27 protein-coding genes and 1 pseudogene are annotated in these 25232 nt (G+C 71.7%); 15 read left to right on the top strand and 13 right to left on the bottom strand.

Annotated elements, in window-relative coordinates; all coding sequences use genetic code 11:
• Window positions 1–8: 8 nt before the first annotated feature.
• Both AB0K82_RS38075 and AB0K82_RS38070 read right to left on the bottom strand, forming a co-directional pair.
• Complete coding sequence (locus AB0K82_RS38075; RefSeq protein ID WP_364406608.1) at window positions 9–212, bottom strand: hypothetical protein; 204 nt, start codon at window positions 210–212, stop codon at window positions 9–11.
• Entirely contained in the window at window positions 209–976 is a 768-nt protein-coding gene (locus tag AB0K82_RS38070; protein ID WP_364406606.1) for an NAD(P)H-binding protein, read from the bottom strand. Before AB0K82_RS38070 ends, AB0K82_RS38075 begins: the two co-directional genes overlap by 4 nt.
• Window positions 977–1050: 74 nt before the next feature.
• Between AB0K82_RS38070 and AB0K82_RS38065 the strand changes: the two genes are divergently transcribed.
• The 10 genes from AB0K82_RS38065 (at window position 1051) to AB0K82_RS38020 (ending at window position 11938) form a co-directional block, all read left to right on the top strand.
• Complete coding sequence (locus AB0K82_RS38065) at window positions 1051–1926, top strand: sigma-70 family RNA polymerase sigma factor (RefSeq protein WP_364406603.1); 876 nt, start codon at window positions 1051–1053, stop codon at window positions 1924–1926.
• Window positions 1927–1956: 30 nt separating this feature from the next.
• A complete protein-coding gene (locus AB0K82_RS38060) occupies window positions 1957–2802 on the top strand; it encodes a biotin--[acetyl-CoA-carboxylase] ligase (RefSeq protein ID WP_364406600.1) in 846 nt (281 codons plus the stop codon).
• Between the two features lie 116 nt (window positions 2803–2918).
• On the top strand, window positions 2919–3740 hold the full coding sequence (locus AB0K82_RS38055) for a sugar phosphate nucleotidyltransferase (protein WP_364406598.1): 822 nt from the start codon (window positions 2919–2921) through the stop codon (window positions 3738–3740).
• Window positions 3741–3823: 83 nt separating this feature from the next.
• Complete coding sequence (locus tag AB0K82_RS38050) at window positions 3824–4084, top strand: hypothetical protein (RefSeq protein WP_364406595.1); 261 nt, start codon at window positions 3824–3826, stop codon at window positions 4082–4084.
• 78 nt (window positions 4085–4162) lie between these two features.
• Complete coding sequence (locus AB0K82_RS38045; protein ID WP_364406593.1) at window positions 4163–6712, top strand: FtsK/SpoIIIE domain-containing protein; 2550 nt, start codon at window positions 4163–4165, stop codon at window positions 6710–6712.
• A gap of 13 nt (window positions 6713–6725) precedes the next feature.
• Window positions 6726–7358, top strand: coding sequence for a hypothetical protein (locus AB0K82_RS38040; protein WP_364406590.1), 633 nt, complete (start codon window positions 6726–6728; stop codon window positions 7356–7358).
• A 49-nt stretch (window positions 7359–7407) separates the two neighbouring features.
• Window positions 7408–7917: a PH domain-containing protein gene (locus AB0K82_RS38035; RefSeq protein ID WP_364406587.1), complete on the top strand. Its 510-nt coding sequence runs from the start codon at window positions 7408–7410 to the stop codon at window positions 7915–7917.
• Entirely contained in the window at window positions 7918–8898 is a 981-nt protein-coding gene (locus AB0K82_RS38030) for an adenylate/guanylate cyclase domain-containing protein (RefSeq protein WP_364406584.1), read from the top strand.
• Between the two features lie 102 nt (window positions 8899–9000).
• Entirely contained in the window at window positions 9001–11070 is a 2070-nt protein-coding gene (locus AB0K82_RS38025; protein WP_364406581.1) for an RNA degradosome polyphosphate kinase, read from the top strand.
• Window positions 11060–11938: an NUDIX domain-containing protein gene (locus tag AB0K82_RS38020; RefSeq protein WP_364406578.1), complete on the top strand. Its 879-nt coding sequence runs from the start codon at window positions 11060–11062 to the stop codon at window positions 11936–11938. Before AB0K82_RS38025 ends, AB0K82_RS38020 begins: the two co-directional genes overlap by 11 nt.
• Before the next feature lie 6 nt (window positions 11939–11944).
• Here AB0K82_RS38020 and AB0K82_RS38015 read toward each other — a convergent pair whose 3' ends face one another.
• Together AB0K82_RS38015 and AB0K82_RS38010 are read right to left on the bottom strand one after the other, a co-directional pair.
• Window positions 11945–12601 carry an MFS transporter gene (locus AB0K82_RS38015; protein WP_364406653.1) on the bottom strand — a complete coding sequence of 219 codons (657 nt, stop codon included), beginning with the start codon at window positions 12599–12601 and terminating at the stop codon, window positions 11945–11947.
• Window positions 12602–12674: 73 nt separating this feature from the next.
• A pseudogene (locus AB0K82_RS38010) lies at window positions 12675–13025 on the bottom strand (MFS transporter); the annotation flags it as partial.
• 210 nt (window positions 13026–13235) lie between these two features.
• Here AB0K82_RS38010 and AB0K82_RS38005 point away from each other — a divergent pair.
• Entirely contained in the window at window positions 13236–13982 is a 747-nt protein-coding gene (locus AB0K82_RS38005) for a TetR/AcrR family transcriptional regulator C-terminal domain-containing protein (protein ID WP_364406575.1), read from the top strand.
• A 172-nt stretch (window positions 13983–14154) separates the two neighbouring features.
• Here the strand turns inward: AB0K82_RS38005 and AB0K82_RS38000 are convergent, their stop codons facing one another.
• The 4 genes from AB0K82_RS38000 to AB0K82_RS37985 form a co-directional block, all read right to left on the bottom strand.
• Window positions 14155–14250, bottom strand: a complete 96-nt coding sequence (locus AB0K82_RS38000) for a DUF397 domain-containing protein (RefSeq protein ID WP_364406572.1) — start codon at window positions 14248–14250, stop codon at window positions 14155–14157.
• A 26-nt stretch (window positions 14251–14276) separates the two neighbouring features.
• Window positions 14277–14720, bottom strand: coding sequence for a DUF5753 domain-containing protein (locus tag AB0K82_RS37995; RefSeq protein WP_364406569.1), 444 nt, complete (start codon window positions 14718–14720; stop codon window positions 14277–14279).
• The gene (locus tag AB0K82_RS37990; protein ID WP_364406566.1) at window positions 14717–14890 is read right to left on the bottom strand and encodes a hypothetical protein; all 174 of its coding nucleotides are present in this window, start codon (window positions 14888–14890) and stop codon (window positions 14717–14719) included. The genes AB0K82_RS37995 and AB0K82_RS37990 overlap by 4 nt, the downstream gene beginning before the upstream one ends.
• 301 nt (window positions 14891–15191) lie before the next feature.
• On the bottom strand, window positions 15192–15377 hold the full coding sequence (locus tag AB0K82_RS37985) for a hypothetical protein (protein ID WP_364406564.1): 186 nt from the start codon (window positions 15375–15377) through the stop codon (window positions 15192–15194).
• 267 nt (window positions 15378–15644) lie between these two features.
• Between AB0K82_RS37985 and AB0K82_RS37980 the strand changes: the two genes are divergently transcribed.
• Window positions 15645–16148, top strand: coding sequence for a pentapeptide repeat-containing protein (locus tag AB0K82_RS37980; RefSeq protein WP_364406562.1), 504 nt, complete (start codon window positions 15645–15647; stop codon window positions 16146–16148).
• Between the two features lie 25 nt (window positions 16149–16173).
• Here the strand turns inward: AB0K82_RS37980 and AB0K82_RS37975 are convergent, their stop codons facing one another.
• The 4 genes from AB0K82_RS37975 to AB0K82_RS37960 are packed head-to-tail and all read right to left on the bottom strand — an operon-like array spanning window position 16174 to window position 18595.
• The gene (locus AB0K82_RS37975) at window positions 16174–16602 is read right to left on the bottom strand and encodes a hypothetical protein (RefSeq protein ID WP_364406560.1); all 429 of its coding nucleotides are present in this window, start codon (window positions 16600–16602) and stop codon (window positions 16174–16176) included.
• 49 nt (window positions 16603–16651) lie between these two features.
• Window positions 16652–17839 carry a DUF2786 domain-containing protein gene (locus tag AB0K82_RS37970; RefSeq protein ID WP_364406558.1) on the bottom strand — a complete coding sequence of 396 codons (1188 nt, stop codon included), beginning with the start codon at window positions 17837–17839 and terminating at the stop codon, window positions 16652–16654.
• Window positions 17836–18315, bottom strand: coding sequence for a bacterioferritin (gene bfr, locus AB0K82_RS37965; RefSeq protein ID WP_364406556.1), 480 nt, complete (start codon window positions 18313–18315; stop codon window positions 17836–17838). Before bfr ends, AB0K82_RS37970 begins: the two co-directional genes overlap by 4 nt.
• Window positions 18316–18367: 52 nt before the next feature.
• Window positions 18368–18595 (bottom strand): (2Fe-2S)-binding protein, encoded by a 228-nt coding sequence (locus AB0K82_RS37960; RefSeq protein WP_364406554.1) that lies wholly within the window; start codon window positions 18593–18595, stop codon window positions 18368–18370.
• Between the two features lie 130 nt (window positions 18596–18725).
• Here AB0K82_RS37960 and glgX point away from each other — a divergent pair, with 130 nt between their 5' ends.
• Genes glgX through treZ form a run of 3 tightly spaced genes read left to right on the top strand, consistent with a single transcriptional unit; the run spans window position 18726 to window position 24806 of the window.
• Window positions 18726–20819 (top strand): glycogen debranching protein GlgX, encoded by a 2094-nt coding sequence (glgX, locus tag AB0K82_RS37955; RefSeq protein ID WP_364406552.1) that lies wholly within the window; start codon window positions 18726–18728, stop codon window positions 20817–20819.
• Entirely contained in the window at window positions 20812–23085 is a 2274-nt protein-coding gene (gene treY, locus AB0K82_RS37950; RefSeq protein WP_364406550.1) for a malto-oligosyltrehalose synthase, read from the top strand. Before glgX ends, treY begins: the two co-directional genes overlap by 8 nt.
• A complete protein-coding gene (gene treZ, locus AB0K82_RS37945) occupies window positions 23082–24806 on the top strand; it encodes a malto-oligosyltrehalose trehalohydrolase (RefSeq protein ID WP_364406547.1) in 1725 nt (574 codons plus the stop codon). Before treY ends, treZ begins: the two co-directional genes overlap by 4 nt.
• 13 nt (window positions 24807–24819) lie before the next feature.
• On the opposite strand, the gene AB0K82_RS37940 is transcribed toward treZ, so the two are convergent.
• The coding region (locus AB0K82_RS37940) for a hypothetical protein (protein ID WP_364406544.1) at window positions 24820–25232 on the bottom strand (413 nt) is incomplete at its 5' end.

Raw genomic sequence — 25232 nt, 5'->3', positions numbered from 1 at the left:
GCGGGGCTTCACTTGTGCAGCCGCTCGGCGCAGGTCGCAGCCAGTTGGCGTGACTCCCCGGCTCGCGCCCATCGCGCGTAGAACTGCGCCAGGCCTTCCTCGGTGACCCGTTGCTGCTCCGGCCCCTGGGCTGGGGCGGTGAGCGCTTCGCCGTACACCGATCTGCACCGTCCGCCGCTGACCGGATCCGGCTTGACCGGGGTGCTCCTCACGCGCCGGTGGTCTGGGCGGCCAGGAACTGTTCCCAGGTGTCGCTGCCGGTAGGTGCGTCGAGGGTGAGGTTGGCCCCCGACCGGTAGGCCTTGCCGATCTTGCCCGGGACGTGGATGGGGAGCCGCATCCGGCGCTTGCCCACGGCGGCCAGGTAACTACGCTGCAGCTCCTCCAGGGTGTAGACGCGCGGTCCGGCCAGGTCGGGGACGCGGCCCGCGGGGGTGCCGAGGGTCAGCTCGGCCAGCTGGGCCGCCACCTCACGGGAGGCGACCGGCTGCCAGCGGATTCCGCCGGGCGCCGGCAGGACTGGCGCCTTCGCCATGGCCCGGACCGTCTTCAGCGCCAGGTCGTGGAACTGCGCGGCGCGCAGGATGGTGTACGGGATGCCGGAGGCGGCCACGATCCGTTCCGCCTCCGCCTTGCGGGTGAAGTAGCCGATCGGCACGGCGTCCGCGCCGATGACCGAGATGAGCACGAGGTGTTCCACGGTGCCCGCACGCTCGGCGGCCCGGACCAGGTTCCGGGTGGCGACGTCGTCGCCCTTGGGGCCGCCGGCCAGGTGCAGCACGGTCCGCACCCCGTCGAGCGCCTCGTCGAGGCCGTCCCCGGTCAGCAGGTCGACGGTCACGTACTCCACGCCGTCGCCCGGCTGCCGGTCGTGGCGGCTCAGCACCCTGACGTCGTGCCCGGCCTGCCGGAGGAGCGGAACGACCTGCGAGCCGAGAAGGCCGGTGCCGCCGGTGACCAGAATGGTGGTGGACATCCCTTGATCTCCCTGCTGTGTAGATTTGCGGTGCTACACGGCTACGACCCGCCCGGGCTCTGGAATGTGACACGGTGATCCAGGATTTTTCGTCGCTCGACACGTTCGAGGCGGAACGGCCCCGGCTGCGGGCGCTCGCCTACCGGATGCTCGGCTCCGGCGCCGAGGCGGACGACGCGGTCCAGGAGACCTGGCTGCGCTTCGACCGGACCGACCTGGCAGAGATCGAGAACCTGGCGGCCTGGCTGACGACCGTGGTCACCCGCGTCTGCCTCAACCTGCTCCGGGCGCGGCAGACCCGGCGCGAGGAGTCGCTGGAGGACTTCACCGCCGACTGGCTCGGCGCGGCCGACGAGGAGCGGATCCCGCAGGAGGAGGCCGAGCTGGCCGACTCGGTCGGGCTGGCGATGCTGGTCGTGCTCGACCGGCTGAGCCCGGCGGAGCGGATCGCGTTCGTCCTGCACGACATGTTCGACGTGGCCTTCGACGACATCGCGCACATGATGGAGCGCAACTCCGCCGCGGTCCGGCAGCTTGCCAGCCGGGCCCGCGCCAAGGTCCGGGGCACCGGGGCACAGCCCGCGGATCCGGCCCGCCGGCGCCAGGCGGTCGAGGCGTACCTGGCGGCGACGCGGACCGGGGACTTCGAGGCGCTGCTGACCCTGCTCGACCCCGAGGTCGAGCTCCGCGCCGACGCGGCGGTCACCGGCGTCGCCAGACCCCTCACCCTGCAGGGCGCCCTGGCCGTCGCCAGAAGCGCCGTCGCCGCGACCACCCGCGCCCGCTTCACCGTCCTGGCCATGGTCGACGGAAGTCCGGCCCTCGTCATGGCGCCACTCGGCAGGCTCTCGCTGGTCATGCGATTCTCCTTCGCCGGGAGCGCGATCAGCGCCATCGACCTCACCGCCGACCCGGACCGCCTCCGGACCTTCGACATCACCCTGGACTGACGGCGCGGTCCTGCGCCCTAGGCTGGGCAGGTGAGCCCTTCGCCGTACACCGATCTGGAGCGTCCGCCGCTGAACGAGCGGGCGCTGAACCGTGCCCTCGTCCACCCCGAGGGGCTGTGGCGGCAGATCCGGGTGGTCGCCGAGACCGGCTCGACCAACGCCGACTTGGCGGAGCGGGCCCGAGCCGGTGCGGAGGAGGGCCTGGTCCTCGTCGCCGAGGCGCAGACGGCCGGGCGCGGTCGCCTCGACCGGGCGTGGACCGCCCCGCCGCGTTCGGGGCTGGCCTTCTCGGTGCTGCTGCGGCCTCCCGTGCCGGTCGCCCGGCTCGGCTGGCTGCCGCTCGTGGCCGGGGTGGCGGTGGTGCGCGCCCTGCGCGGGTTCGCCGAGATCGAGGGGACGTCGCGCGGCGGGATGGCCGATGCGGCGCTGAAATGGCCGAACGACGTGCTGATCCACGGCCGCAAGCTCGCCGGGATCCTCGCCGAGCGCGCGGGCGACGCCGTCGTGCTCGGCATCGGGCTGAACGTCAGCCTGCGCGCCGACGAGCTGCCGGTGCCCACCGCGACCTCGCTCGTGCTGGAGGACGCTCCCGCCGACCGCGACCCGGTGCTCCGCGCGATCCTGCGCGAGCTGGCGGGCCGGTACATCGAGTTCTGCGGGGAGTGGGCCGAGGGGGCGCTCCGGGACGCGTACCGCGAGGTGTGCGCGACGCTCGGCCGCCAGGTGCGCGTGCAACTGCCCGGCGGCGCCCCGGGCGCGCCGGACGGCGTCCTGACCGGCGAGGCCGTGGACATCGACGAGAACGGCTGCCTCGTCGTCCGCGCGGCCGACGGAGACCACGCGCTCAGCGCCGGTGACGTCGTCCATGTCCGTTAGGGTCGTCCGCCGGCGTCCCCATCCAGGAACGGAGCCGACCACCATGGACGTCACGTTCGCCGACGTGATCCTCGCGTACTGCCGCATCGACGACCTTCGGACCAGGTGCTGATCCCGTGGCGCTCAAAGCCGTCATCACCGTCGCCGGGTACGGCTCCCGGTTCTTCCCGATCGCCAAGGCGGTCAACAAGTGCATGCTGCCGATCCTCGACCGGCCCGTCGTGCACCTCGCGGTGCAGGACTGCGTCGCTGCGGGGATCGAGCAGATCGCGATCGTCACCGCGCCGGGCGACACACAGGTCCGGCACTACTTCACCGAGGACCGTGCGCTGCGGGACCACTTCCACGAGCGCGGCTGGGACGGCAAGTACGAGCCGATCGCCCGGCTGCACGAGCTGGCGGAGTTCACCTTTCTCGAGCAGCCCCGCGACGGCCGGTACGGCACGGCGCTCCCGGCGATGGTCGCCGCGGAGTGGATCGGCGGCGATGACTTCCTGCTGATGTCCGGCGACGACGTGATCCTCCGCGCCGACGGCGGCTCGGACCTCGCCGACATGGTGCGGGCCCGTACGGCGGCCGGCACGCCGGGAGCGATCGCCGCGGCGACGGTGCCCGGCGAGCAGGCGCATCGGTACGGCGTGTTCGTCACCCGGGACGCGGGCGGCCGGCTGCTGCTCGATCGCCTGGAGGAGAAGCCGGCGGACTACATCGGCGACGTCGCGCATGTGAACATCAGCCGCGCGGTGCTCCCGAACGCCTTCCTGGACTTCCTCGACGGCCTGAAGCCCGCGGTGAACGGCGAGTACCAGTCGACCGACGCGATCGCGGAGCTCTGCGAAGACCTCGAGGTGCTGGTGCACCCGATCCGCGGCACCTATCACGACTGCGGCGACCCGGCCGGCTGGCTGGCCGCGAATAACGCCGCCGCCGCGATCTGAGAGGCGGAGGACTCCCGACTCAACTGGACCGGTCCGCGACACGCCGGTTTAATTGGGCTATCCCATCCTCCGGAGGTCGTTGCATGGCCAGTGTGGCTGAGCTCAAGGGTGCCATCGCCCAGGCCGGCGAAGAGGCCGAGCAGGCCGTGCAGCTGCTCGTCCAGGCGGGCGGCCGAGCCGAGTCGGCGCTGCAGTACCTGATCGCGGTGGCGCAGGGGAGCGAGCACGATGCCCTGAGCGGTGCGCTGGGCGCGATGGGACAGGCGGTCGAGAGCATCGAGGAGTGCCAGAAGCAGATCGCGGCCGCGATCGAAGAGGCGAACACCTACGCCGAGGGGCTCTGAGGCGACCGCACACCAGCACGTCCCCGACCGAGGTTCATCGCCCACCGCCCTCTGCGTGAAAGCCGCAGGAACCCCCACATGACGCTCAAGCCCGGCGATCTCGTTGCAGCCGTGCGCAAGGACATCCGGCAGGCGCGTGGTGCCATCCGCGCCCGCAGGAGCAGGCTCGACGAAGAGATCGCCGAGGCCGAGGCCGCGGTCGAGCAGAGCCGCCGGGAGGTCGCGGCGACCAGCGGCCCGGAGACCGCGGCGGCGGTCGCCGGCTGGCGGGAGCTGGCCGCCGAGGCCGCGCCCGGCGCCGCGTCCGCGCCCTGGACCGACTGGCCGGCCGAGCCGGAGCCGGCCGACTCCGGGCCGTGCCTGTACCGCGTCGGCACGGCCGCCGGTGAGGTTCCCGCGCTCGTCCCGCTGCTGGACTCCGGCCACCTGAGGATCACCGGGGGTCAGACGCCGGTCGCCGACGCCATCGTCGACGCGCTGCTCGTCCGGATCGTCGCCACGACGCGGCCCGGCTCCGTACGGGTGAGCCTGTACGACCCGCGGCGCCTCGGGGCGGGGCTCGGCGGCTTCCACGCGCTGTCCCGGCCGGGGCTGCTCACCGTGTACGGCGTCGAGGAGTTCAAGGACCTCCTCGGCTCCCTGGACCGCGACATCCGGCGCATCCAGCGCGACGTGCTCGGCGGCGGACACTCCTCGCTCGCGGAGCTGGCCGCGGCCACCGGCCGGCGGCCCGAGCCGTGGCAGGTGGTGATCGTGCAGAGCCCGGTGCGCGGCCTCCGCGCCGACGAGGTCGCCCACCTGGCCGGCGTGATGCACGCCGGCGCGGCCTGCGGCATCCACGTGATCTGCCGTGACGTGCCGGTCGAGGACGCGCCGGGCATCGAGACGATCGACATCACGGCGGACGGCCGCGTCACCACCTCGATGACCGGCGGGCTGGAGGTGACGGTCGAGCCGCCGCCGCCCGAGCTGGTCCGCGCGGTGTGCGAGCGCGCCGCCCGCTGGGCGGGCATCGAACGCGACCCGCCGCGTTTCGCCGAGCTCGTCCCGCACCGGATGTGGAGCGAGTCGTCGGCGGCCGGGGTGCGCGCCCCGATCGGGGAGGACGTCGACCGGTACGAGCCGGTGGAGGTCTTCCTCGGCGACGACCCGGTGCACGCGCTCGTCGGCGGTCCGCCCGGCTCCGGCAAGACCAACTTCCTCTACGCCATGATCGGGTCGATGGCCGCGCGGTACTCACCCGACGAGCTGGAGTTCTACCTGCTGGATTTCAAGGAGGGCGTGTCGTTCGCCCGCCTGGCCAGCGGCCGTACCGACAAGACGTGGCTGCCGCACGCCCGGCTCATCGGCGTGAACATCAACAACGACCGGGAGTTCGGCCTTGCGCTGCTGCGCTTCCTGGCCCGCGAGCTCGAGCGCCGGGGCGCCGCCGCCCGCGAGCACGAGGTCACCAAGCTGGAGGAGCTGCGGGCCGTCGACCCGGACGGGCACTGGCCGCGCATCGTCGCGGTGATCGACGAGTTCCAGGTGCTGATCCAGCAGCAGGACAGGATCACCGACGAGTCGCTGTACCTCCTCAACGACCTCGCTCGCCGGGGCCGGTCCCAGGGCATCCACCTCGTCCTGGCCAGCCAGAACGTCAGCGGCGTGCAGTCGCTGTGGGGGCGCGGGGCCATCCTCGACCAGTTCACGCTGCGGATCGCGCTGCCCAAGGCGCGCCGCATCCTCGCCGACGACAACTTCGCCGCGTCGCAGGTCGCGCGCTTCTGCGCGGTCGTGAACCCCGAGTCGGGCGCGCGGCAGGCCAACCGCATCGCCCGGCTGCCGGACGCCGGCGTCGCGGGCACGTTCGACGCGTTGCAGCGGGAGCTGTGGCAGCGCCGCCCCGAGCACCTCGCGCCGCCCCGCATCTTCGACGGCGCGCACGTGCCCGAGCTGATGACCGCGCCGGTCCTGCCGCCGGGCGAGAGCGCGGTCGGCCAGCTCATCGACCTGGCGGGCAGCCCGGCGACCGTACGCTTCGACCGCGCGCCCGGCCGCAACCTCGCGGTGGTCGGCACCCGCGCCGACGAGGCGTACGACGTGCTGGCCTCGGCGGTGCTGTCGCTGTCCCGCGGGCACGCGCCCGGGTCGGCGGTCTTCCGGCTGTACGCGCTGGACGAGCAGCTCGAGCCACGGGTCGGGCTGCTGGCCCGGCGGCTGGCCGACGACGGCCACGAGGTGACGCTCGGCGGCGACCTGCCCGAGCCCGCCGACCGGGACGTGCCCGAGTACCTCGCGCTGTTCGCGGTGGACGCCGGGACCGGCCGCTCGGAGGACCTGCGCCGGTCGATCCGCCGCCTCGTCGAGCACGGCCCGGAGCGGCGGATGCACGTGCTCGGCTGGTGGCGGACGACGGACCGGCTCAAGGCCGACGTCGTCGAGCGCGTCGGGTCGGTCCGCAACATGGACGCGTGGGTCGCCCTGGACGTACGGGACAGTGAGCTGTCGCCGCTGCCGGGCGGTCAGCTCCTGAGCTGGAGCCCGCGTCACCGGCGGGCGCTGTTCCACGACCAGCGCACCGGCGTGCCGCCCCAGCCGATCATCCCGTTCGAGGTGATGAGCGAGTCCGGGGACGGTGCCGGGTGAGGGCGGAGGGCTGATGACGGACCCGCAGGCGGCACGGCGCGCGTACAAGGAGTACGCGGCCGAGGCCGGCCGCAGGCTGCTGGCCGCGGAGGGGGCCCGGCGCGGCCTGGCGGAGGCCGAGGAGCGGCGGACGGCGGCGTACGCCTCCGTCGAACAGGAGTGGGCGCGCCTCGACGGTCTGGAGGAGCGGGCCGCCGGCGTCTGGCGGGAGCTGACCACCCGTTTCGGATCGCACACGGTCGGTCCGCTTCCGGAGCCCGCCGACGACGTACGGCCCGACCAGGACGCCGCCGAGCTGGTGGGGGAGGGGCACCGGCGCGTGCGCGAGCCGGTCCACTATCCCCTCACCGGCCGCTACATCCAGATGGCGGTGCTGGGCTTCGTGGTGGCCGTGGTCGTCACCGCCGTCGGCTTCGAGCTCGCCGAGAGCCTGCGCGGCCTGGGGCAGGTGCGGCTCGTCCTGGCGTACGGGCCGGTGCTGGCGGCGCCCTGGCTCGGGCAGCTCACGGCGGGCGGCTGGATCCGGCTCCGCACGTCGCACGAGGAGCGCGAGTACGCCGTCGACACCGCGACCGGCGGCCTGGTCGGCGGCGGCGGGGTGTGGCTCATCGCCCTCATCTTCATCGTCATGCACTTTGTGACCTGATCAGCACTTTGATCGTCCTGGACCGTCGGTTTCTGCGAGGATTGCGGCCATGGGTCTTGCGAAGAGCTCGTTGGGCGGGGACGAGGAGATCGTCCTCGAGTTCCACCCGCACTGGTCGACGCTGGTCGGCACGATCTTCTGGGCGGTCGTCACGGTGGCCGTCGCCGCCGTCGCCATCGTCTTCATCCCGGGCGGTAGCGCCCAGACGATCATCCGCCTGATCATCGCGGCCGTCGCGGTCGTCGTGATCCTCGTCGTCGGGCTGATCCCCTTCCTGCGGTGGGTGACCACGTCCTACACGCTCACGAACCGGCGGTTCGTGCTGCGCCACGGCATCCTGTCCCGCTCCGGGCGCGACATCCCGCTCACCCGGGTCAACGACGTGTCGTTCGAGCACAACCTCATCCAGCGGATGCTGGGCACCGGCACGCTGATCGTCGAGTCCGGCGGTGAGCACGGCCAGCTCGTCCTGAAGAACATCCCCCGCGTCGAGTACGCCCAGAACCAGCTCTACCGGATCGTCGAGGAGCTGACCGACGGCGACGGCGTCAAGCCGTAGATGAGCGACGCGCCGGAGCCGAGGGAGATCGAGGAGCTCCTCCTCGGTGGCGAGCTGAGGTTCACCCGGGTCGACGCGATCGAACGCGCCGGGGTGTCGCCGGAGTTCACCCAGCGGCTGTGGCGGGCGTTCGGCTTCCCGCACCTCGCCGACGAGACGGTCGCCTTCACCGAAGGCGACCTCGACGCGCTGGTGCGGATCAAGGACCTGCTCCACGAGGGCCTGCTGGACGAGGAGATGGTCCTGCGGATGGTCCGCGCCGTCGGTCAGACGATGGCGCGGCTCGCCGAGTGGCAGGTCGACATCATCGTCGGCGCGCTCGCCGACCCCCTGCAGCCGCCCTCACCGGACGTCGTCCGTCTCATCATGGACCACGCCGAGGGCCACGTCGCGGCGCTGGAACCGCTCCTCGTCCACGCGTGGCGGCGGCAGCTCGCCGCCGCCGGCACCCGCGCGCTGACCGCGTCGGCGGCGGAGGACGCCGTGCCGGGACGGCTCCGGGTCGCGGTGGGGTTCGCCGACATCGTGGGGTTCACCGCGACCAGCCGGAACCTCGGCGAGCTGGAGCTGGCGGAGCTGGTCGAACGCTTCGAGGAGACCGCCTCCGACGTCGTGGCCGAGCACGGCGGCCGGATCGTCAAGACCCTGGGCGACGAGGTTCTCTACACCGCCGACACCCCCGCACTGGGCGCGGAGATCGGGCTGTGCGTCGCCGAGGCGGTCCGCTCCGGGGGCGACATGGACGTGCGGGTCGGCATGGCGTACGGCCTGGTGCTCTCGCTGATGGGCGACGTGTTCGGCACGACCGTGAACCTCGCCAGCCGGCTCACCTCGATCGCCCGGCCCGGCACCGTCCTGGCCGACGCCGGTCTGGCGGACGGCCTGCGCGACGACGGCGCGTACGAACTGGTCCGCATCGGCCGCCGCCCGGCCCGCGGTCTCGGCGTCATCCAGCCGTACGTCGTCCGCCGCGCCCGCTAAGGGCCTAGCGGAGTCTTTGCCGGTCAGCGGGGTGGCGAGGGGAATCGGACCGGCAACATCTCGTTCGCTTTCCGTTCACCAAAAATGGGGACCATATACCTCATGAGCGTTGAACCAGGGCATTTTGCTCGTTCCGTGGACGGGCTGCCGGACGATCGGTTCCTTGATCGAGAGGAGAGCTGGCTCCGGTTCAACCAGCGCGTCCTTGACCTGGCCGCCGACCCGTCGCTGCCGCTGCTCGAGCGCGTACGGTTCCTGTCGATCTTCGCGACCAACCTGGACGAGTTCTTCATGGTGCGGGTCGCCGGGCTGACCCGGCGCATGGCCACCGGCATCGCCGTCCAGAGCGCCAGCGGCCGTCAGCCCCGCGAGGTGCTCGCGCGCACCTCCGAGGTCGCGCGCGAGCTGATGCTCGAGCACGCCGCCCTCTTCCGCGAGGAGATCTGCCCGGCCCTCGCCAAGGAGGGGATCGAGGTCCTGCGCTGGGACGAGCTGGCCGACACCGAGAAGGAGAGCCTGAACCGCCTGTTCCGGCGGCAGATCTACCCGGTTCTGACGCCCCTGGTCGTCGACCCGGCGCACCCCTTCCCGTACATCTCCGGGCAGTCCCTCAACCTGGCGGTGCTGGTCCGCGATCCGGAGATCGGCACGACCATGTTCGCGCGCGTCAAGGTCCCGCCGTTGCTGCCAAGGTTCCTGGAGGCGTCGCCCTCGCGGTTCGTGCCGCTGGAGGACGTGATCGCCGAGAACCTGCCGGAGCTGTTCACCGGGACCGAGATCCTCGAGCACCACGCCTTCCGGGTCACCCGCAACCAGGACCTGGAGGTCGACGAGGACATCGCCGAGGACCTCCTCCAGGCCCTCGAACGTGAGCTGCTGCGCCGCAGGTTCGGGCCCGTCGTACGCCTGGAGGTCGAGGAGTCGATCACCCCGGAGGTCCTCGAGCTGCTGATGACCGAGCTGGAGGTCGACGAGCGCGCGGTGTACCGCGTGCCCGGCCCGCTCGACCTCGGTGGCATGTCCGCCATCGCGGACCTGGACCGCAGCGAGCTGAAGTACCCGCCGTTCGTGCCGTCAGAGGCGGCGCTGCCGCACGACACCGACATCTTCGCCACCCTTCGCGACCACGACGTCCTCGTCCAGCACCCCTACGACTCCTTCACCACCAGCGTCGAGCGCCTCATCGAGGACGCCGCCGCCGACCCGCAGGTCCTGGCGATCAAGCAGACGCTGTACCGCACGAGCGGCGATTCACCGATCATCGACGCCCTCATCGACGCCGCCGAGGCGGGCAAGCAGGTCGTCGTGGTCGTCGAGATCAAGGCGCGGTTCGACGAGCAGGCGAACATCACCTGGGCGCGCAAGCTGGAGCGCGCCGGTTGTCACGTGGTGTACGGCTTCGTCGGCCTCAAGACCCACTGCAAGGTCGCGCTGGTCGTCCGGCAGGAGTCCGACGGCTCACTGCGCCGCTACTGCCACATCGGCACCGGCAACTACAACCCCAAGACGGCCCGGATCTATGAGGACTACGGCCTGCTGACCGCCGACCACGAGGTCGGGCAGGACGTCAGCGCCCTGTTCAACCACCTGACCGGCTACTCGCGGGACACCGCCTACCGGCGGCTCCTGGTCGCCCCCGACTCCCTGCGGGCCGGGCTGGTCGAGCGCATCGAGCGGGAGATCGAGCGTCACGAGGAGGGCCGCCCGGCTCGCATCCGGTTCAAGTGCAACGCCCTGGTCGACGAGGTGCTCATCGACGCGCTCTACCGGGCGTCGCAGGAGGGCGTGCCGATCGACGTGTGGGTCCGCGGGATCTGCGCGCTCCGCCCCGGCGTGCCCGGCATGTCGGAGACGATCCAGGTCCGCAGCATCCTCGGCCGGTTCCTCGAGCACTCCCGGGTGTACGCCTTCGAGAACGGCGGCGAGCACGAGGTCTGGATCGGCAGCGCCGACCTCATGCACCGCAACCTGGACCGCCGCGTCGAGACGCTCGTCCGCGTCACCGACCCGGCCCACTGCGCGGACCTCGTCGGCCGCTTCGACCTCGCGATGGGCGCGGACACCAAGTGCTGGGTCCTCGGCGAGAGCGGCGTCTGGACCCGCCACGAGGGAGACATCGACGTGCAGACCAACCTGATGCGGGCGCGCCGCTGGAGGACCGTTGAATCCTGATCCCCCGGGGACGATCCGCGCCGCCGGCGCGGTCCTGTGGCGGCCCGGCCCGGACGGCAGGCCGCTCGTCGCGCTGATCCACCGCCCCCGGTACGACGACTGGTCCTTCCCGAAGGGCAAGGTCGACCACGACGAGCACGTCGTACGCGCCGCCGCCCGCGAGGTCTGGGAGGAGACCGGCGTCTGGCCGGTGCTCGGCCGCCGGCTGCGTACGGTCCGCTATGCGGTGAGAGGCCGCCCGAAGCGGGTCGACTACTGGGCGGCGACCGGGGACGAGGCCCGGTTCGTCCCGAGTGAGGAGGTCGACCGGATCGAGTGGCTGCCGATCGCCGAGGCGGAGCGGTGGCTCAGCCACGACCACGACCGCGACGTGCTGCGGGAGTTCGCCGCCGGTCCCCTGCGCACCACGCCGTACATCGTCCTCCGGCACGGCGCCGCCGGGCAGAAGCGGGACTGGGAGGAGGACGACCTGCTGCGCCCCCTCGACCAGGAGGGGCGCGCGCAGGCCCAGCGGCTCGACGACGTGCTCGTCTGCTACGGCCCGGCGCGGGTGATCAGCTCGGCGACGGCCCGCTGCCTCGAGACGGTCCTGCCCTACGCCGCCCGGACCGCCGCGGACGTCCGCACCGACTGGGCCGTCACCGTCGGCACCGCCAAGGCCCCGGGCGACCGCCTCGCCGAACTCCTCGCCGACGGCGTCCCCGTGGTGATCTGCACCCACGGGGAGCTCGTGCCCGACCTGATCAACCGGGCCTGTGAGGAACTCGGCGCCCGGCCCCCGGAGGACCCGAAGCTCCCGAAGGGCGCCTTCTGGGTCCTCCAGGTCGCCGGCCGCACCCTCGCCTCCATCGAACACCACACCTGCTGACCCGGCTCAGCCGAGGCCGCGCCTGCGCGGGATCAGCAGCACGGGAATCAGCGTGACGGCCAGGAGCGCGGCCGCCCACCAGAACGTGTCGGTGAACGCCGAGGTGAGCTGCGCGGGCGTCCGCGCGGCACGGTGGGTCACGGCCTCTTTGAGGTTGCCGGTCGCCCCCGGCACGTCGTCGCGGATCATGATCTGGAGGACGATCGTGAGGACCGCGGTGCCGAGCGAGCTGCCGATCCGGACGAGGATGCTGGCACCGGTCGTCGCGGCGGGCACCGACTCGCGCGGGATGCCCTGGTAGGCCGCCGCCATCAGGGTCGGCGACATGGCGCCGTGCCCCAGGCCGATGACCAGCATCACGGCCATCAGCGCCGGGTGGCCGGTGGACGGCTGGATCCGGGTCAGGACCAGCGTTCCGGCCAGTACCAGCGTCAGCCCGGCGGTCGCGATCCAGCGTGCCCCGTACCGGTCGGTCATTCTTCCCGACACGGTCATCGTGATCATCGCGCCGAGGCCGAGCGGAGAGATCAGCCATGCCGCGTCCATCGGCGACTCGCCCCGCACCACCTGGGAGAACAGCGGCAGCAGCACCACCAGGCCGAACACCGAGGCGCAGTAGGCGAACAGCCCGCCGGTCGCGGTGGCGAACGAGCGGTCGCGCAGCAGCCGTACGTCGGATCACGCCGCCGAGCAGCGGGCCGAGCACGGGCGCGAGCATGGCCGGTACCGAGACGATCGTCATCACGCGGCCCATCCGGTCCGGCCCGGCGGCACGGGCCAGCACGGTCTGGCCGATCGGCATGAGCATGCCGCCGCCGACGCCCTGCAGGATCCGGAACGCGATCAGGGAGGGCACCGACCAGGCCAGTCCGCACAGCAGCGAGCCGGAGATGAACAGCCCCAGCGAGGTCAGCCACATCGTGCGCGCGCCGAAGCGGCGGACCGACCAGCCGGTGAGCGGGATCGCCATGGACAGGGCCAGGGTGTAGCCGGTCATCACCCACTGGATCGACGACAGCGAGGCGTCGAACTCCCTGCCGAGGGTGGTGACCGCGACGTTCACGATCGTGGTGTCGAGGATCGTCATGATCGTCCCGAGCAGCACGACGATCGCCAGCCGGCGCAGCTCGGGATCGATGCCGCGCCGGCCGGCGGCGGGTTCGCGGGTGGGTGCGGTGGTCATCCGGTCTCCTCCCGGTGAGGTTTCCGTACGCTGTATCGCTCAGACCGTACAGCGTATCGCTCGACCCGTACACCGTCTCGGTAGCGCCGTACGGTGTACGGGTAGGATCTGGGCATGACCATCGATGGGGACCGCCCGTCCGCCACACCCGAGCGCCACCAGCGCGCCGGCGACCGCGCACGCGCCGCCGAGCCGGTGTGGTCCCGCCCTCGCGGTGGGCGCCGGCCCAAGCTCAGCCGGGGAGCGATCGTGGCCGCCGCCATCGCGATCGCCGACGCCGAGGGGCTGGACGCGGTCTCGATCCGGCGTGTCGCGAGCGAGCTCGGCGTGCGCGCCATGAGCCTCTACACGCACATCGACGCCAAGGAGGACCTCCTCGACCTCATGCACGACGAGGTGGCCGCCGAGGTGCTGATCGAGGGAGAGCTGCCCGACGACTGGCGCGAGGCGATCCGGCGGATCGCCGACAGGGAACGGGAGGCCGGACTGCGGCACCCGTGGCTGTTCCAACTGGTGGGGCGCTCACCGCGGGTCGGGCCCAACGGGCTCATGCACGCCGAGCAGGTCTTCGCGGCCGCGAGTCGGCTCACCGACGATCCGCGCGAGATGCTGGCCATCGTGACGGCCATCGACCATTACATGCTCGGCTACACGCTCCGCGCGCACCACAGCGCGGAGGGCGAAACGGGCGCCCTGGGCGGCATCGAGGAACAGCCCTATGTGCGGAGCCTCCTGGCCGACGGGCGGTTCCCGCACCTGAAGCCGGTGCTCGAGGCGGGGATCCACGCCCAGGAGGACTTCCAACAGGGCCTTACCTGGATCCTGGACGGCATCGAACGCGAGTACGGCGGACGCCGCTAGCAACGAATGGCTGCTGGCCTGCCTTTGAGATGGACCCTAGGTTTGGTCGCATGGCTCGCGGCGACCGGCGTCACCCCGAAAGCGCGGCCCGAGATTGGTTCGTCGACGACCGCTGTATCGGTTGCGGCGGCTCGGTCTCGGTCGCTCCGATGGCGCGGGGCTCTTACGCTGCTCAGCTGTTGACGGTGGCGACTTCGACGCACTCACCGGAGTCCGTGGACCGCTTGGCCTTACGCCACTCGGCACGCGACAGATCGACCTGGGGCATGGACGTACGCCTCTCGGCTCGGTGGGTCAGGTGCTTGCCAATTCTTCGGCGATGAACGTCATCGTAGCCGCGGGTGACAACGCGGCCCCGACCAGATGACGGAACGCCCCGTGGAATCGTTCAACCTCGGCCGCCTCCTCGATGTACAACTCGCCGGCGAAGTTGTCGACGTAGGCGGCGTCCCGGTCGGTCTCGTCGGGGAACTGGAGGATTGTGAACGGGCCACGTCCGACGCCCGGATGAGCGCCGATGGAGAACGGGATCAGCTGCAGTGTCACCGAGGGCATGCGGGCCGCTTCTGCGAGACGTTCGAGTTGGCCGTGAATGACCTCCGGGCCGCCGGCCGGCCGCCGGATCGCGGCCTCGTCGATGACCGCCCATAGGCTGAGCGGGCTGGGGCCGGTGAGTATTTGCTGGCGTTGCATGCGTACGGCGACACGGTCCCTGGTCCGCTCGATGTCGAGGCTCATGGGATGGGCATCGCCAGTTCGGCCGCGCGGCATCGGAACACTAACCGCCGCGGGTCGCGGTCGTAGATGATCGTCGACTCGGGGCCGAATCTCGCGATGGCGGCGTACTCGCGGCGGTACCAGCACCACATCACCAGCCACTGCGAGTCGTTCGCCGCCGCCGTGGGCACGGTGCCGTCGTCGTGGTCACCTTGCCGTCGACGGTGACGGATCGATGACCGGTTTGCCGGACCTGTCACGTCACTTCCGGCGTCACAGTGGCTGATCGATCCGGCAGAGGGCTCCGCGGCCCGGACGGGACTGGCTCCACGGTTCGGATGAGGCCACCATGCAGCTCGGGGCGGGCGTAACGCTCGGCGAAAGTTCGTGCCGGCGAGTGGTTCGTCCCGGTAAGAGGCCCGTGCTCAACGGGTTCACCGAGCGCTACGCCCCTCAACGCCGATCACGTGGCCGTGCGTATCGCGGAGGTCGTCAAGCACGACTCCCGGAGAGCCGAGCGATCAGGGCGTAGCGCTCGTCGGTCACCGGGGCGCCCCACAGGTCCGCGTGTGCGCTGAGAGGCTCGATTCGCAGGTCGGCGACGAGGGGGCGTACGGCGGCGGCCAGGTCGTGCGCGCCGATCCCGCCGGTCCACGGCAGGAGCTCCGCTCCTTTCACGTACGGCGTTCCACGCCGCCCGGACTCACGCCACCGGCCTCGCGGGACTGCGAGACCATCCCCGTCTGGGGCGATGCTCGCCGGTACGCTCGGGCGATGCCGAACTCCCGTCCTCCGACCCGGCTTCGCGAGCCGGCCGCTCCCAGGCTTCCGAGCCGACTGACGCGCGTCGCCGTACCTGACCAACCGCTCGGAGACGACCAGGCGCTATTGTCCCTGGAACTTCATGGCAGCGGCTGGGCGGGGATACAGGCCGAGGACGTGGAGGTGAACCGGTGTCGGTTCGCCGATGCGCGGCTCCCCGGGGTGGTTCTGCCGCGTGCCCGGCTCGAGGACGTCGAGCTGACCCGCTGCGATCTGGCGAACCTGCAGATCATCGATGGCCGAATGTTCACCACCCGCCTGGTGAACTCCAGGCTCACCGGTCTGGCATGGATCGACTGCGGCCTGCGTGACGTGGTGTTCACCGACTGCCGCGCCAACCTCGCCCGGTTCCGGATGTCGACACTGCGGGATGTGATCTTCCGCGACTGCGACCTCACAGAGGCCAGCTTCCAGGCCGCCACTCTCAACGGCGTCCTCTTCGAGAACTGCCGCCTGGCCGGCACCCAGTTCTCCCAGGCGAAGATCATCGACGCCCGGTTCAAGGATTGCGATCTGTCAGGCGTGGGCGGGGTCGAGAGTCTTCGCGGTGCGACGGTGTCGTCCGCCGACGCACAGAGCCTCGTATGGGCTCTGGCGTCCGCGTTCGGCATCAGGATCGAGGGCTAGGAACAGCGGCGGGGCGCCGGCCCGGTCAGGAGTCGGGGAAGAGCCAGAGATCCTGGGCGGCGGTGGCGTGGAGGAACTGGGCGAGCGCCTCGATGCCGCTCAACGGGACGGTGGTGTCGTCATCGAGCTCGACCTTGTCGACGCCGGAGGTGCGGAGGTCGGCCAGCCAGTGGTCGAGACGGTCGGCGAGCTCGCGGACCTGCGCCGGGTCGAGCAGCTCGTACAGGTTGAACCCGAGCGTGCGGTTGATCCACTCTCGGTAGACCTGGCCGCGGAACCCGGTGAAGTCGCCGTCGGAGGGCCAGAACAGGCCCTCGGGGAAGTCCCGGGGGACGTCCTCGAACGGATCGAGGTCCGCAGGCCCCTCCCATTCCCACGTCACGGGCGTCTGCAGCGTGTCGTGGCCTTTCACCGCCGGGTCTCCCGGGCGGACCGCATAGACATCGAGTCCCATAGCGCTGATCGTCGCACATTGTGATCAGGTGTGCCGATAAATGACACGGTCATCGGACCGGTCTGCGGGCAGTGAGGTCGGCGCGGTCGGCGGCGGTCTGGCCGGACAGCCAGCCCGCCCGGTCGCTGACGCTCATCCGATGGCCGGTGAGCCGCGGGAACATCGCGGTCATCGCGTCCTCGACGGCCCGGTCGCGGGCGGCGAGGACCGGGAGGAGGTCCATGCCCGGCGCCTCGGTCGCGGCCCGGTGCTCGGCCGCGCCGGCGGCCTCGGCGAGGCGTTCGCCGATCCGGACGGCGTAGGAGGCCAGGAACGACCGGCGGAAGGCGCGGGTACGGGCGCGGTCGCCGTCCTCGTGGACCAGGGCCGACGTCGCCTGCACCAGGAGGGACGTGAACAGCAGCTCGACGGCGTCCAGGTCGGCGGGGAATCCCAGGACGGTCGCGAAACCGAGCGACCTGCTCCAGGCGACGCGGCACCGGTTGGCGTCGGCGACGGCGCCCAGCAGCAGGGCCTTAGGTGCCTCGTACGGGCTGTCGATCGGCAGGCGGCGGCCGACGGGTCCGTCGTCGGCCCGTCCGGTCCGCGCGGCGAGGAGCGCGTCGTCGACGCGGTGCCGGGCCATCAGCTCCTGGGCCCGCGCGGTCAGCGCCTCCGCCTCCTCGGGGAACTCGGTCGACTCGGCCTTGGCCAGCAGCGCCTGGATCCGGTCGAGCGTCCGCCGGTCGGCGCGGCCGCCGCCCGAAGAGGACCGGGGGTCGGCAGGGAAGGGCCCAGCGCCGCCCGAAGCGGGCCGGGCGTTGCCCGGGGAGCCCGCGGCGCAGCCCGAGAGGGGCCGGTCGTCGCCCGGCGGTGGGCAGAGCATCTCCAGGCGGGGCAGCGCGCGCAGCAGCGCGGTCAGCCGCAGGGCGCATTGGACGGCGGTGGCGTGGTCGGTGCCGTTGCGGGCCGCCCACTCGGCGAGGTAGGTGTCGTCGTTCCGCCACCAGGTGGCCGCCCCGAGCGTCGTCAGCTGGCCGGACCATCGCTCGTCCACGGTCGCCGCCGCGTACGCGCGCATCTCGGCGGCGATCGCGTCGGTCATCATCCGGCCGGCCCGCCTCCCGTGCGAACGGGTCGCGTGGCGTACGAGGTCGGCCGGTTGCCAGCCCAGCCGCCAGGCCGCCGTGACACCGGCCGTCACGGCGTCCGGCAGCGCGCGGGCCGCTTCGGGTGTCTCTCGGGGCGACCGGCTCAATCGCCCGGAGGCTCGGCGAAGCGCTGGAGGTAGAGCGGCTCGCCGAGCTTCTCCAGGAGCTCCAGCTCCATCTCCAGGTAGTCGATGTGCTCCTCCTCGTCCGCCAGGATCTCCTCGAAGATCCGGGCGGACGTGACGTCGCCGCGCGAGCGCATGAGGTCGATGCCCGGACGGAGGCGTTCGACGGCCTCCATCTCGATGGCGAGGTCCGAGCGGAGCTGCTCGGGCACGCTCTGGCCGATGCGCAGCGGGTTCAGGCGCTGGTAGTTCGGCAGGCCCTCGAGGAAGAGGATGCGGTCGGTCAGGCGTTCGGCGTGCCGCATCTCGTCGAACGACTCGGCGCGCGTGTGTTCGGCGAGCTTCGTGAAGCCCCAGTGTTCCTGCATCTTGGCGTGCAGGAAGTACTGGTTGATGGCCGTCAGCTCGGCGGTGAGCTGCTCGTTCAGCAGCCCGATGATCTCCCTGTCACCTTCCATACTTCACCATCGTGGCATGGCGAAGTGCCGAGGGAGCCGACCGACCCGCCGGTCAGGCCGCCACGGTGATCGCGTCGCCGCGCTCGTCGGCGGCGAAGTGCTGCTCGATCAGGTCGCGAATCCGGTTGACGCACGAGCCGCAGCCGGGGCGCATGCCGCAGGCCGTGCGGACCTCCTTGGCCGAACAGGCTCCCGCCGCCACATGATCGCGCACGTCATCGTCGGTGACGGCATGGCAGACACACGCGTACATCGGGGGAGAGCCTCTCGATTGATCCATTAGGTAAGGCTCTCCTAAGATAACGCTCCGTGCGCGACCAGGCAATACGGGGTGCCGTGCGTGCCTGTTCCGTTACAAACCGGCATGAACATCTGCGTGTGAGGCGATCACGGCAGGGAAGCTCACCCATGTGACACGCGTATGGCCGGGTGACCCCTACCCCCTCGGCGCCCACTACGACGGCGCCGGCACGAACTTCGCACTCTTCTCCGAAGCGGCCACCCGGGTCGAGCTCTGCCTGTTCGACGACGAGGGCGAGGAGACTCGGCTCGACCTCCCCGAGAGGTCCGGGTTCGTCTGGCACGGATACCTGCCGACGGTCGGCCCCGGGCAGCGGTACGGCTACCGGGTGCACGGCCCGTACGACCCGCGCGGCGGGCAGCGCTGCAACCCCGCGAAGCTGCTGCTCGATCCGTACGCCAAGGCGGTCGACGGGGAGGTCGACTGGGACGAGCCGCTGTTCTCCTACCGGTTCGGCGACACGTCCGCCCGCAACGACGACGACAGCGCCCGCCACATGCCGAAGTCCGTGGTGATCAACCCGTACTTCGACTGGATGTCCGACCGCCATCCCCGGACCCCGTACCACGAGACGATCATCTACGAGGCCCACGTCAAGGGCCTGACCAGGCTGAACCCGGACATCCCGGAGGAGCAGCGCGGCACGTACGCGGGGCTGGCGCACCCGGCGATGGTCGATTACTTCAAGGACCTCGGGGTCACCGCAGTCGAGCTGATGCCGGTGCACCAGTTCGTGCACGACGACGTCCTGCTCCAGCGGGGCCTGTCGAACTACTGGGGCTACAACACGATCGGCTTCTTCGCCCCGCACAACGGATACTCCTCGACCGGGCAGCTCGGGGAGCAGGTGCAGGAGTTCAAGCTGATGGTGCGGACCCTGCACGAGGCGGGCATCGAGGTGATCCTCGACGTGGTCTACAACCACACCGCCGAGGGCAACCACCTGGGCCCGACCCTGAGCTTCCGGGGCATCGACAACGCCAACTACTACCGGCTCGTCGACGGCGCGCCGGAGTACTACATGGACACGACCGGCACCGGCAACAGCCTCAACGTCCGCCAGCCGCACGCGCTTCAGCTGATCATGGACTCGCTGCGGTACTGGGTGACCGAGATGCACGTGGACGGGTTCCGGTTCGACCTCGCCTCGGCCTTGGCGCGGGAGTTCCACGAGGTGGACCGGCTGTCGGCGTTCTTCGACCTGGTCCAGCAGGACCCGATCGTCTCGCAGGTCAAGCTGATCGCCGAGCCCTGGGACGTCGGCGAGGGCGGCTACCAGGTCGGCAACTTCCCCGCCCTGTGGACGGAGTGGAACGGCAAGTACCGCGACACCATGCGCGACTACTGGCGGGGCGTGGAAGGACGGCTGCCCGAGTTCGGCAGCCGGTTCACCGGCTCCAGCGACCTGTACGCCGACGACGGCCGGCACCCCATCGCCTCGGTCAACTTCGTCACCTGCCACGACGGGTTCACGCTGCACGACCTCGTCTCCTACGACGGCAAGCACAACGAGGCGAACGGCGAGGACAACCGGGACGGCGCCGACGACAACCGCTCCTGGAACCACGGCGTCGAGGGCGAGACCGACGACCCGGAGATCATCGCGCTGCGGGAGCGGCAGAAGCGGAACATGCTGACCACGCTCCTGCTGTCCCAGGGCGTGCCGATGATCTCCCACGGCGACGAGGCGGGCCGCACCCAGCGGGGCAACAACAACGTCTACTGCCAGGACAACGAGCTGTCCTGGATGGACTGGTCCGACTCTCCGACCAACGAGGTCCTGCGGGCGTTCGTACGGCGGGTGACCGAGCTGCGCCGGGAGCACCCGGTGTTCCGGCGCCGCCGCTTCCCCACCGGCGAGGGCGACGTCCTCTGGTACGCCACCTCCGGCCGGCCGATGTCCGACGCCGACTGGCAGACCCCGTACGCGAAGGCGGTGACGGTCTTCCTCGACGGCGACCGCATCGCCGAGCCGGACCGGCGCGGCGAGCCGGTCCGCGACGACTCGTTCCTGCTGCTGTTCAACGCGGCCGACGTCGACCTGGACTTCGTGCTGCCCGATACCGGCGGAGGGATGTGGACCGGCGTGCTCGACACGGCGACCCCCATCGAGGTGTACGAGGACCATGAGCGGCCGGTGGACCGCGGCGGCGAGAAGGTACGGGTCGAGTCCCGCTCCATCCAGGTGCTGCGTCGTGTCTAGGCGACCGACCGGGACCTACCGGTTGCAGCTGCGCAGGGGCTTCGGATTCGCCGAGGCCGGCGAACTGGCCGGCTACCTCGCGGCGCTCGGCGTCTCGCACGTGTACCTGTCGCCGATCCTGCAGGCGACCCCCGGCTCCGCGCACGGCTACGACGTCGTCGACCACGCGCGGATCTCCGACGACCTCGGCGGCGAGGAGGCATTCCGGGCGATGGCGGTCCGGATGCGCGCGCACGGCCTGTCGATCATCGTGGACATCGTGCCGAACCACATGGCGGTCCCCGCGCCCGAGAACCTGAACAGGCAGTTCTGGGACGTCCTGCGGCAGGGGCCGGACTCCCCGTACGCCCGCTGGTTCGACATCGACTGGTCGCAGGGCGCCGTCGTGGTCCCCGTGCTCGGCTCGCCCGATGACGAGCCGCGCCCGGACGGCGACGTGCTGCGCTACCACGACCACGTCTTCCCGCGCCAGGGCCGATACCGGGCGGTGCACTGGCGCGAACCGGACCTGAACTACCGCCGCTTCTTCGACATCTCCTCCTTGATCGGACTGCGGGTCGAGGACCCGGAGGTGTTCGACGCGACCCACGCCGTGATCCTGCGGCTGGTCGACCAGGGCCTCATCGACGGCCTGCGGATCGACCACCCGGACGGGCTCGCGGACCCGCGCGGGTACCTGCGGCGGCTGGCGCGGCCGCGCGGCTGGGTGGTCGTGGAGAAGATCCTCACCGGCGACGAGCCGCTCCCCGCCGACTGGCCCTGCGCGGGCACCACGGGGTACGACGCGCTCGGCATGGTCGGCGGGCTGTTCGTCGACCCGGCCGGGGAGAAGCCGCTGACCGAGGCGTACACCGCGCTGACCGGCGGCCCCGCCGACTTCACCGAGGTCGAGCGCGCCGCCCGGCGCTTCGCGGCCGACCGGATCCTCGTCCCCGAGGTGCGCCGCCTGACCGCGCTGCTGGCGCGGATCCTGCCGGAGGAGGACCCCGGAGCGTTGCGCGAGGTCCTGGTCGAGCTGCTGGTCGCGATGCCGGTCTACCGGGCCTACATGGTGCCCGGCGAGGAGCCGCCGGCCCAGGCCCTGGAGATCGTCGCCCAGGCCGCCGCCGAGGCCCGCGCCGCCCTCCCGGACGGCGACCTGCTCGACAAGGTCATCCCCCTGGTGCTGGGCCTGGGCGGCCGGGACGAGACGCGGGACGAGTTCGTCGTACGGTTCCAGCAGACGTCCGCGCCGATGACGGCCAAGGGCGTCGAGGACACCGCGTTCTACCGCTGGTCGCGGCTGGCCGCGCTGAACGAGGTGGGCGGCGACCCGGCGAGGTTCGCGGTGTCGGCGGAGGAGTTCCACGCCTACTGCGCGCGGATCGCCGCCGACTGGCCGCGCACCCTGACCACGTTGTCGACGCACGACACCAAGCGGCAGGAGGACGTACGGGCGCGGCTGGCCGTCCTGTCGGAGCTGCCGGACGAGTGGGTCGCCGCCGTCGGCCGCTGGCGGTCCCGGGCGCCGGAGAGTCCCCTGGAACCCGACCTGGACTACCTGATGTGGCAGACGGTCGTCGGCGCGTGGCCGCTGCCGCCCGACCGGCTCAAGGAGTACCTCACCAAGGCGATGCGCGAGGCGAAGACCCGCACGTCCTGGACCGACGGGGACCCGGCGTACGAGGAGGCGGTGCTGGCCCACGCCGACGCGGTGCTGTCCGATCCGACGCTGACCGGGGAGGTCGAACGGTTCGTCCGGCGGATCGCGCCGTACGCCCGCGTGAACTCCCTCGGCCAGAAACTGGTGCAGCTCGCCATGCCGGGCGTACCGGACGTGTACCAGGGCTGCGAGCTGACCGGCCTGTCCCTCGTCGACCCCGACAACCGGCGCCCGGTCGACTACGCCCGCCGCCGCGAGCTGCTCGCCGACCTCGACGCCGGGACCACCCCGGCCGACCTGGACGGCGAGAAGCTCCTCGTGACGTCCCGCCTGCTCCGGATGCGGGAGGAGCACCCGGACTGGTTCGACGGCGACTACACGCCGGTGCCCGCGACCGGCTCGGCGGCCGCCCACGCCGTGGCGTTCCGGCGCGGCGGCGCGGTGATCGTCGCGACGCGGCTGCCCGCCGGGCTCGAACGCCGCGGCGGATGGGGCGACACCCACCTCGACCTGCCCGGCGGCCCCTGGAACGACGTCCTCACCGACCAGTCCTACCCCTCCGGCCTGCAGCTCGGCGGGGTCCTCCGGCTGCTTCCGGTCGCCGTCCTGATCGAGGCCGCATGAGGTACGAGGTGTGGGCGCCGGCCGCCGAGACCGTCGAGGTGGAGACCGGCGGGACCCGGCACGCGATGACGCGCGCCGAGCGGCCCGGCTGGTGGACGGCGGACGTCGGCGCCGGGACCGGTGAACCGGACTACGGCTTCGTGCTCGACGGCGATGGACCGTTCCCGGACCCGCGCTCGCCCTGGCAGCCGGACGGCGTGCACGGACTGAGCCGCGCGTACGACCATGATCGCTTCAAGTGGTCGGACGAGGGCTGGCGAGGACGGCCGCTGGCAGGCTCCGTCCTGTACGAACTGCACGTCGGGACCTTCACCCCGGAGGGCACGTTCGACGCCGCCGCCGAGCGCCTCGACCACCTCGTCGCCCTCGGCGTCGACGCCGTCGAACTGCTTCCGGTGGCCGCCTTCCCCGGCCGGCACGGCTGGGGGTACGACGGCGTCCACCTGTGGGCGGTGCACGACCCGTACGGCGGCCCAGACGGGCTGAAGCGGTTCGTGGACGCGGCCCACCGGCGCGGCCTCGCGGTCGTCCTCGACGTCGTCTACAACCACCTCGGCCCGAGCGGCAACTACCTGGGCCACTTCGGCCCGTACTTCACCGACGCGCACCAGACGCCCTGGGGCCCGGCGGTCAACGTCGACCAGGCCGGCTCCGACGAGGTCCGCGCGTACATCGTCGGCAACGCGCTGATGTGGCTGCGCGACTACCACCTCGACGGGCTGCGGCTCGACGCCGTCCACGCCATCCGGGACCAGCGCGCCCTGCACCTCCTGGAGGAGCTGGCCGCGTCCGTGTCCCGGCTGAGCGCGCGGACGGGCCGGGAGATGTTCCTCATCGCCGAGTCCGACCTGAACGACCCCCGCCTGGTCACCTCGCGCGAGGCGGGCGGGTACGGCCTGGACGCGCAGTGGAGCGACGACTTCCACCACGCCCTGCACACCCTGCTCACCGGTGAGCGGCAGGGCTACTACGCCGACTTCGGCTCACCCGGGGTGCTGGCCAAGACGCTGACCCGGGTCTTCCTGCACGACGGGACGTGGTCGTCGTTCCGGGGCCGTACGCACGGCCGGCCGGTCGACACGCACCGGACCCCGGCCCACCGCTTCCTCGGCTTCCTGCAGAACCACGACCAGGTCGGCAACCGCGCCACCGGCGACCGGATCTCCGCGAGCCTGTCCCCGGGCCTGCGCAAGGTCGGGGCGGGGCTGCTGCTGACCGCGCCGTTCACGCCCATGCTGTTCATGGGGGAGGAGTGGGGCGCCGCCACGCCGTGGCGTTACTTCAGCGACCACCAGGAGCCGGAACTCGCCCGGGCCGTCAGCGAGGGCCGCCGCCGGGAGTTCGCCGACCACGGCTGGGCCTCGGAGGACGTCCCCGACCCTCAGGACCCCGAGACGTACCGCGCCTCGATCCTGAACTGGAGCGAACTCGACGAACCGGGCCACCGGGAGCTGTACGAGTGGTACCGCGAGCTGATCGCGCTCCGGCGGGCCGAGCCCGAGCTCACCGACCCCCGCCTCACCGAGGTCGCGGTCGAGTACGGCGAGTCGTGGCTCGTGATCCACCGGGGAGACCTGCGGATCGCGGTCAACCTGGGCACGGAACCGCTGCCGCTTCCGGACGGCGACGTGCTCCTCGCCTCCTCGATCGAGGAGGACGGGAGCGGGCTCCCCGGCGAGTCCGTCGTCATCCTGCGAACACCCGGGCGGGGCCGGACGTGACCCTGCGGTCTCGCTACCGCTTGGCCTTGGCGAGCAGGACCAGGCCGATGATCATCCGGATGCCCCCGAAGAGCATCGGACCCCAGGCGACGACGTAGACCCCGCCGCCGCTCCCGGACGCGTGCGAGTACGTGAGCACGGTGATCAGCAACCCGATCACGAAGAACGCCGCGCCGATGCCGATGGCACGGGTGGCCCTGCGGCGCTCCCCGTCATCCACCCCCTGATAGGGCGAGCCCTGGAACGGCGCGTTCTGGTACGGCCCGTTCTGGGGCGGGCTCTGATACGGCTGCTGCGCGTTCGGATAGGGCTGGTTCGGATACTGCGGGTTCTGTTGGTAGGGGCCCTGGTTCGGCGCGTTCTGGTACGGCGCCTGGAACCCGCCGCCACCCTGCTGCGGAGCGCCCTGGTAGGGGGCGGCGGGAG

Origin of the sequence: Actinoallomurus sp. NPDC052274 (assembly GCF_040679475.1) — a bacterium.
GTDB classification, from domain to species: domain Bacteria; phylum Actinomycetota; class Actinomycetes; order Streptosporangiales; family Streptosporangiaceae; genus Actinoallomurus; species Actinoallomurus liliacearum.
The sequence above is the reverse complement of the archived record's forward strand: the minus strand, read 5'-3'. Positions and strand labels throughout refer to the sequence as shown.

Bases quoted from the DNA above. Each gene is read 5' to 3' on its own strand.
- AB0K82_RS38070 (WP_364406606.1), bottom strand. From the start codon at position 976: ATGTCCACCACCATTCTGGTCACCGGCGGCACCGGCCTTCTCGGCTCG.
- AB0K82_RS38050 (WP_364406595.1), top strand. From the start codon at position 3,824: ATGGCCAGTGTGGCTGAGCTCAAGGGTGCCATCGCCCAGGCCGGCGAA.
- AB0K82_RS38045 (WP_364406593.1), top strand. From the start codon at position 4,163: ATGACGCTCAAGCCCGGCGATCTCGTTGCAGCCGTGCGCAAGGACATC.
- AB0K82_RS38040 (WP_364406590.1), top strand. From the start codon at position 6,726: ATGACGGACCCGCAGGCGGCACGGCGCGCGTACAAGGAGTACGCGGCC.
- AB0K82_RS38035 (WP_364406587.1), top strand. From the start codon at position 7,408: ATGGGTCTTGCGAAGAGCTCGTTGGGCGGGGACGAGGAGATCGTCCTC.
- AB0K82_RS38030 (WP_364406584.1), top strand. From the start codon at position 7,918: ATGAGCGACGCGCCGGAGCCGAGGGAGATCGAGGAGCTCCTCCTCGGT.
- AB0K82_RS38025 (WP_364406581.1), top strand. From the start codon at position 9,001: ATGAGCGTTGAACCAGGGCATTTTGCTCGTTCCGTGGACGGGCTGCCG.
- AB0K82_RS38005 (WP_364406575.1), top strand. From the start codon at position 13,236: ATGACCATCGATGGGGACCGCCCGTCCGCCACACCCGAGCGCCACCAG.
- AB0K82_RS38000 (WP_364406572.1), bottom strand. From the start codon at position 14,250: ATGCCCCAGGTCGATCTGTCGCGTGCCGAGTGGCGTAAGGCCAAGCGG.
- AB0K82_RS37995 (WP_364406569.1), bottom strand. From the start codon at position 14,720: ATGAGCCTCGACATCGAGCGGACCAGGGACCGTGTCGCCGTACGCATG.
- AB0K82_RS37975 (WP_364406560.1), bottom strand. From the start codon at position 16,602: ATGGGACTCGATGTCTATGCGGTCCGCCCGGGAGACCCGGCGGTGAAA.
- bfr (WP_364406556.1), bottom strand. From the start codon at position 18,315: ATGGAAGGTGACAGGGAGATCATCGGGCTGCTGAACGAGCAGCTCACC.
- AB0K82_RS37960 (WP_364406554.1), bottom strand. From the start codon at position 18,595: ATGGATCAATCGAGAGGCTCTCCCCCGATGTACGCGTGTGTCTGCCAT.
- treZ (WP_364406547.1), top strand. From the start codon at position 23,082: ATGAGGTACGAGGTGTGGGCGCCGGCCGCCGAGACCGTCGAGGTGGAG.